At 52.5% G+C, this 6,000-nt stretch carries 4 protein-coding genes and 2 pseudogenes; 5 read left to right on the top strand and 1 reads right to left on the bottom strand.

What is annotated here, in order from left to right; genetic code table 11:
• The 5 genes and pseudogenes from tnpA to C1Y42_RS22800 form a co-directional block, all read left to right on the top strand.
• Positions 1-550: IS66-like element accessory protein TnpA (tnpA, locus tag C1Y42_RS22820; protein ID WP_146068688.1), on the top strand; the 550-nt coding region annotated here is incomplete at its 5' end.
• Positions 547-894 (top strand): annotated as a pseudogene (tnpB, locus tag C1Y42_RS22815) (IS66 family insertion sequence element accessory protein TnpB). The gene tnpA and the pseudogene tnpB, both read left to right, overlap by 4 nt.
• Positions 895-987: 93 nt before the next feature.
• Positions 988-2,484 (top strand): annotated as a pseudogene (locus C1Y42_RS22810) (IS66 family transposase).
• A 675-nt stretch (positions 2,485-3,159) separates the two neighbouring features.
• Positions 3,160-4,083 (top strand): IS5 family transposase, encoded by a 924-nt coding sequence (locus tag C1Y42_RS22805; protein ID WP_104094450.1) that lies wholly within the window; start codon positions 3,160-3,162, stop codon positions 4,081-4,083.
• A 161-nt stretch (positions 4,084-4,244) separates the two neighbouring features.
• On the top strand, positions 4,245-4,550 hold the full coding sequence (locus C1Y42_RS22800; RefSeq protein WP_158251422.1) for an FtsX-like permease family protein: 306 nt from the start codon (positions 4,245-4,247) through the stop codon (positions 4,548-4,550).
• Positions 4,551-4,834: 284 nt separating this feature from the next.
• Here C1Y42_RS22800 and C1Y42_RS22795 read toward each other — a convergent pair whose 3' ends face one another.
• The gene (locus tag C1Y42_RS22795; protein ID WP_369974319.1) at positions 4,835-5,635 is read right to left on the bottom strand and encodes a DUF1460 domain-containing protein; all 801 of its coding nucleotides are present in this window, start codon (positions 5,633-5,635) and stop codon (positions 4,835-4,837) included.
• Positions 5,636-6,000: the final 365 nt, after the last annotated feature.

Raw genomic sequence — 6,000 nt, 5'->3', positions numbered from 1 at the left:
AATTCCAAAAACGACCGTTTGCGATCTTTTTGTTCGCTTCCGGAAAGCAGGGCTTTCATGGCCTTTGCCCTCCGCCATGTCGGAACAAAAACTGGATGAGTGTCTTTACCGCCCTCTCTTCAGCGTACCGCCAGCACCTGTGGTTACCGTTATGACCGCAAAACCGATCGTCAGAAAGCGTATCCGCAGACCAAACTTCCCGCGAGCGTTCAAAATCGCACTGGTCGAGAAATCACTACAGCCAGGCCTTAATGTGGCCCAGCTGGCACGCGAAAACGGCATTAACGATAACCTGCTGTTCAACTGGCGCAGCCTTTATCGGAAAGGCCTGTTGCTTCCACACAACAGTGAGCCGGCACTGCTTCCTGTCATGCTATCCGCCGAACCGGACAGAACCGTCGCCGTTCCGGCCTCCGGACCGGAAAATACGTCAGGTGAAACACTGTGCTGCGAACTGGTTCTTCCTTCCGGTACCGTGAGGCTAAAAGGCACACTGACGCCGGAAATGCTGCAGGTGCTCATCCGTGAAATGAAAGGAGGGAGCCGATGATATCTCCCCCCGCAGGCTCACGCATCTGGCTGGTTGCCGGCGTGACCGACATGCGTAACGGCTTCAACGGTCTGGCATCAAAGGTGCAGAATACGCTTCGTGCTGACCCGTTCAGCGGCCACCTGTTCATCTTCCGTGGTCGCCGCGGCGACATGATAAAGGTGCTGTGGGCGGATCGGGACGGCCTGTGCCTGTTCACCAAACGCCTGGAGCGCGGGCGCTTCGTCTGGCCGGTGACCCGCGACGGAAAAGTCCACCTGACGCCGGCGTAGCTGTCCATGTTGCTGGAAGGCATTAACTGGAAGCACCCGCAGCGGACGGAACGTCCTGGTCTGCGGATATAACCTGCTGTAAAATGGGGGCATGGACACCTCCCCCCTGATGAAAACGCCCGGCTCAGGGCGCTGCTGCAGGAGCAGCAGACCACCATCCGCAAAATGGCGGAGTATAACCGTCTGCTTTCACAGCGGGTGGCGGCGTACGCCAGCGAAATTAATCGACTGAAGGCGCTGGTCGCTAAGCTGCAGCGGATGCAGTTCGGCAAAAGCTCCGAAAAGCTGCGTGAGAAAACGCAGCGCCAGGTGCGCGAGGCGGAGGAGCGCATCGATGCCCTGCAGGAGGAGATGGCAGAGGTGCTGGGCGAGCAGCATGACCCGGTACTGCCACAGCCGCTGCGCCAGTCTTCCGCCCGTAAACCACTCCCCACCGCACTCCAGCGCGAAACCCGCACGCTGTTGCCGGCAGACATCACCTGCCCGGCATGCGGCGGAGAACTCAGCGCACTGGGCTGCGACATGTAAGAGCAGCTGGAGCTCATCAGCAGCACCTTTAAGGTTATCGAAACGCAGCGGCCCAAACTGGCCTGCTGCCGTTGTGACCACATCGTTCAGGCCCCCACGCCTTCAAAGCCCATAGAGCGCAGCTAAGCCGGTCCCGGCCTGCTGGCCCGAATCGTCACCGCGAAGTTCGCAGAGCACACACCACACTACCGGCAGTCAGAAATCTACCGTCGTCAGGGCGTGGAGCTGAGTCGTGCCACGCTGGGGCGCTGGTCGGGTGCGGTCAGCGAACTGCTGGATCCACTGTATGAGCTGCTGCGTCAGTATGTGCTGATGCCGGGCAAGGTGCATACTGACGATATCCCGGTGCCGGTGCAGGAACCGGGCAGCGGCAAAACCAGGACGGCACGGCTGTGGGTGTACGTGCGGGATGACCGCAACGCGGGTTCACAGCTTCCGCCAGCGGTCTGGTTCGTGTACTCACCGGACCGTAAGGGAATGCATCCGCAGCAACACCTTGCCGGGTACAGCGGTATCCTGCAGGCGGATGCTTACGGTGGTTATAATGCCCTGTACGAAGACGGGCGCATCACGGAAGCGGCCTGCATGGCGCACGCACGTCGGAAAATCCACGACGTCCACGTCCGAACCCCGACCGACATCACAACAGAAGCACTGAAGCGAATCGGTGAGCTGTATGCCATCGAGGCGGAGATACGCGGCAGCCCGGCAGATGAAAGGCTGGCGGTCCGGAAAGCGCAGACCGTCCCGCTGATGCAGTCGCTGTACGACTGGATACAGGTTCAGATGAAGATGCTGTCGCGCCACTCTGATACGGCGAAGGCTTTCGCGTACCTGCTGAAGCAGTGGGACGCGCTGAACCTGTACTGCAGCAACGGCTGGGCAGAGATAGACAACAACATCGCGGAGAACGCGCTGCGTGGTGTAGCCCTGGGCCGGAAAAACTGGCTGTTCGCCGGTTCAGACACGGGCGGTGAAAGCGCGGCTGTTCTGTACTCGCTGATCGGCACCTGCCGGCTTAACTGCGTTGAACCCGAGGCGTGGCTGCGTTACGTCATCGGCCATATCCAGGACTGGCCGGTGAACCGGGTCCGCGATCTGCTGCCATGGAAGGTAGACCTTACCTCTGCCTGAACGTCAATACGGTCTAAATGCGACGCTTACCATCCCTCCTCAGAATATTTTTTTATACGGCTTATTTTTTATTACCACTCTGAAATTATAAACGGGCTCGAAGCTTAGGGAACAACAACTTTGTAACACTGAGGAAAGGGGTAAAAGCGGCTATAAATAGTAAAGGTTAGTGAATGTATTGAGTGAATTTAATGTGGTTTAATCGCCGTATAGTCATAAGGGTCTTATCCTGAAAAAAACGCACTTATCGTCAAATAACTCGGGCCGTTATGATTTTCTTTTTCCCAAGCATAAGTAACTATTGATAAGAATTTTTACTAATCAAGCGGTTTGATAAGGCCTGAGCCTTGTGAGCTGGAAACTCTCATGCAAGGTCTCAGATAGGCGTACGGTTGTTAAGATATGCACTATTAGGGGGGCGAGGGCCAATGGAACGAGATCGTGCGTTATTTAGTTAACTTTCTGATATATATAAACATAATAGACATTGAAAACGTGATAAAAACGGTTTTTTAGTGAAAATTGGCATTTAACGGACAGGCTTGTCTATGGTTCCGGGTTAACTCCAGAAAACGCGCTACGGACGGTGAGCCTGGGGCGGCTTTGTTGAATAAATCGAACTTTTGCTGAGCTGAAGGATCAGAGCCCGCATCCCCTGACAACGCAGGCAGTCCCGTGGCTAAGCAAAAATTCAGAATCACCAACTGGCACACCTATAGCAAAGCGCTTATCAACCGCGGCTCCATGACTTTCTGGCTGGACGACGAAGTGATTAAGGCGTGGTATGAGACAGCACCGCCTTCAGCACGCGGAAGACCTCAGCGCTATTCTGACCTTGCCATCACTACCGTTCTGGTGATTAAACGTGTATTCCGGCTGACCCTGCGGGCTGCACAGGGCTTCATTGATTCCATTTTTACCCTGATGGGCGTTCCGCTGCGCTGTCCGGATTACAGCTGTGTCAGCAGGCGGGCAAAGTCGGTCAGTGTCAGTTTTAAAACCGCCACCCGGGGTGAAATCGCGCACCTGGTGATTGATTCCACCGGGCTGAAGGTCTTCGGTGAAGGCGAGTGGAAAGTCAGAAAGCACGGCAAAGAACGCCGCCGTATCTGGCGGAAGCTGCATCTGGCCGTTGACAGCAAAACACATGAAATCATCTGTGCTGACATATCGCTGAACAACGTTACAGACCCAGAGGCCTTCCCCGGGTTAATCCGGCAGACCCACCGTAAAATCAGGTCAGCCGCCGCCGATGGCGCTTACGATACCCGGTTATGTCACGATGAACTGCGCCGTAAGAAAATCAGCGCCCTCATCCCGCCGCGAAAGGGTGCGGGTTACTGGCCCGGTGAATACGCAGACCGCAACCGTGCCGTTGCGAATCAGCGCCTGAGCGGGAGCAATGCACGGTGGAAATGGACAACGGAATACAACCGACGGTCAATAGCGGAAACGGCCATGTATCGGGTAAAACAGCTGTTCGGAGGAAAACTGACACTGCGTGATTACGATGGTCAGGTCGCAGAGGCTCTGGCCATGGTGCGTGCACTGAACAAAAGGACGAAGGCAGGTATGCCGGAAAGCGTGCGTATTGCCTGAATATGCGACCAGCTACAGGGACGCTCGCCCGGAATCTGATTTATTCAACAAAGCCACGGTTACCGTGACGCGATCGGGCCGGACTGGATTTTTGACAACGTGGCCTGCTACGGCGGCTGAACCGGAGGCGGCGGGTTAACCTGCCGGAGAAGAGATGAGAGATGAACCGCACAATTATCTATTTGGCTATGGTTATAGTCATGAGCGTATCGAATTTCATTATTGCTTCTACTTTGGTGATGGCAGTTAAAGACAAAAGCAGCGATATCTCGGTGCTGAAGACACTTGGTGCCGGAGACAAGCTAATCCGTGCAAGCTTTATCTGGTATGGCGTATTCGCGAGTTTTACTGGCAGCGTCTGCGGGATGGTCGCAGGGGTATTGATTTCGCTCAAAACGGCTTCACTTGCGCAAGGAATAGAATTCAGTACGGGCAATAAATTTTTTTCGGGAATGTCTATTTTGTAGACTTTATTCCCTTTGAAGTGCACTGGCGAGACGTTATTTACGTTATGGCTGACGCAATAATTTTGAGTTTAATTGCCAGCTGGTACCCGTCACGTCACGCCACCCAGCTCAATCCAGCGCAAGTACTCAGCGGCAGATAAAAGCGTTAACCAATCGAAAGAAAAGGTTCTTTTCTATTGGTTTAGAGGAAAGTACAGGGGTAAAGCGTGTCCCCTTTCCCCGTTTTACGCTAAGCTCATTACGGAACCGAATTGCAGTATGTAACAATGCGATTCAGTGATTAGTTATTCTGCGCGCAATACAACAATCCCCGGTTTAAGACGCGTATACTCGAGAAACGGTGAATCCACAACTCTTCGGTTAATGGCCAGAGAAGAGGCATTTCTGAGCCACACTTGGCCATTATAACGTATCACAATGCCCACATGAGTGACATCCAGTCCCTCAAGCGTAGAATAGATTCCCACGTAATCTCCGTTTCTGAGGCGATCCAGTACCTGCTGATTAATGGCACGTCCGGGAATATAATTAATTTCTCGTGGATGTATGCCCAGGCCTGAAACGAATTCACCTCCATCTGGCCTGCGGTTGAGCATCTTTTCAGATGTCATATAATTTGCACTAATTTCGGGCGTAATATCACGAGCATTATATGGCTTAATTGCAAACCAGTCAGAGAAGAAGTGTCGGCGACTGAGATAATCAACGTTACCATCGGCGTAACGGACATTCCTGAGATTATATAGAAACGATTTATGGTCGTGGCTCCGGCTAAGGGCTTCAACATAATCCGCAAGAGTGAAGCAGTCCATCCCCCTTAAATTAACAACAAGGGCTTCAGGAGTATCAGGCCCGCCGACTAAGGTTTGAGACTGATAGGGGGTATTTAAGAAGTCAGAGGATACACGACTTATGACAGTCCCGTGGTCTGAGCTTTTAGAAGTGATAACATCAGCTTTTATAATTTCGTTTACCTTTTCTGCCGCAGCGCTGTTCATAATAACCCGATAGCTTTGATTATGATGGGGCGAGCATGCGGACAAGCATAGGGATGTGAGTAATAGTATAACAAAGCAGATTTTCACGGAGCTTCCTTCTCTGGAGGGCCATATGACGAAATGAAAATGAATTTAACTTTTAGAGCTTCTTCATTTACCCTTTTATTCATATGAAAATTTTTATGTAATAAGGGTCGGGTTGAACGAGTGGAATGATTCCGCGGGAAAGGGATAAGCTTTCCTGGCTAAGAGTAAATTATTGTCAGATGGAGTGATTTATCCAAATAAAACCGCACTTGCGTGCGGGAAAACGTGAACACAGGATTGATACAAACACAACACAACACAAACACAACTGGGTAGACTAACAACTTCAGGTGTGAGGCAATAATACCCATCAACACCCTTACGGACAACTGCCTTTATGGAAAATGTGATTTACTCAGAAGGTG

It is taken from the genome of Pantoea sp. ICBG 985, from assembly GCF_002928365.1.
Classification (GTDB): Bacteria; Pseudomonadota; Gammaproteobacteria; order Enterobacterales; family Enterobacteriaceae; genus Pantoea; species Pantoea dispersa.
Note: the sequence above shows the minus strand (reverse complement) of the source record. Positions and strands in the feature narration are given on the sequence as shown.

Excerpts from the sequence above, each read along its gene's own strand:
- C1Y42_RS22800 (WP_158251422.1), top strand. The coding sequence starts at position 4,245 with ATGAACCGCACAATTATCTATTTGGCTATGGTTATAGTCATGAGCGTA.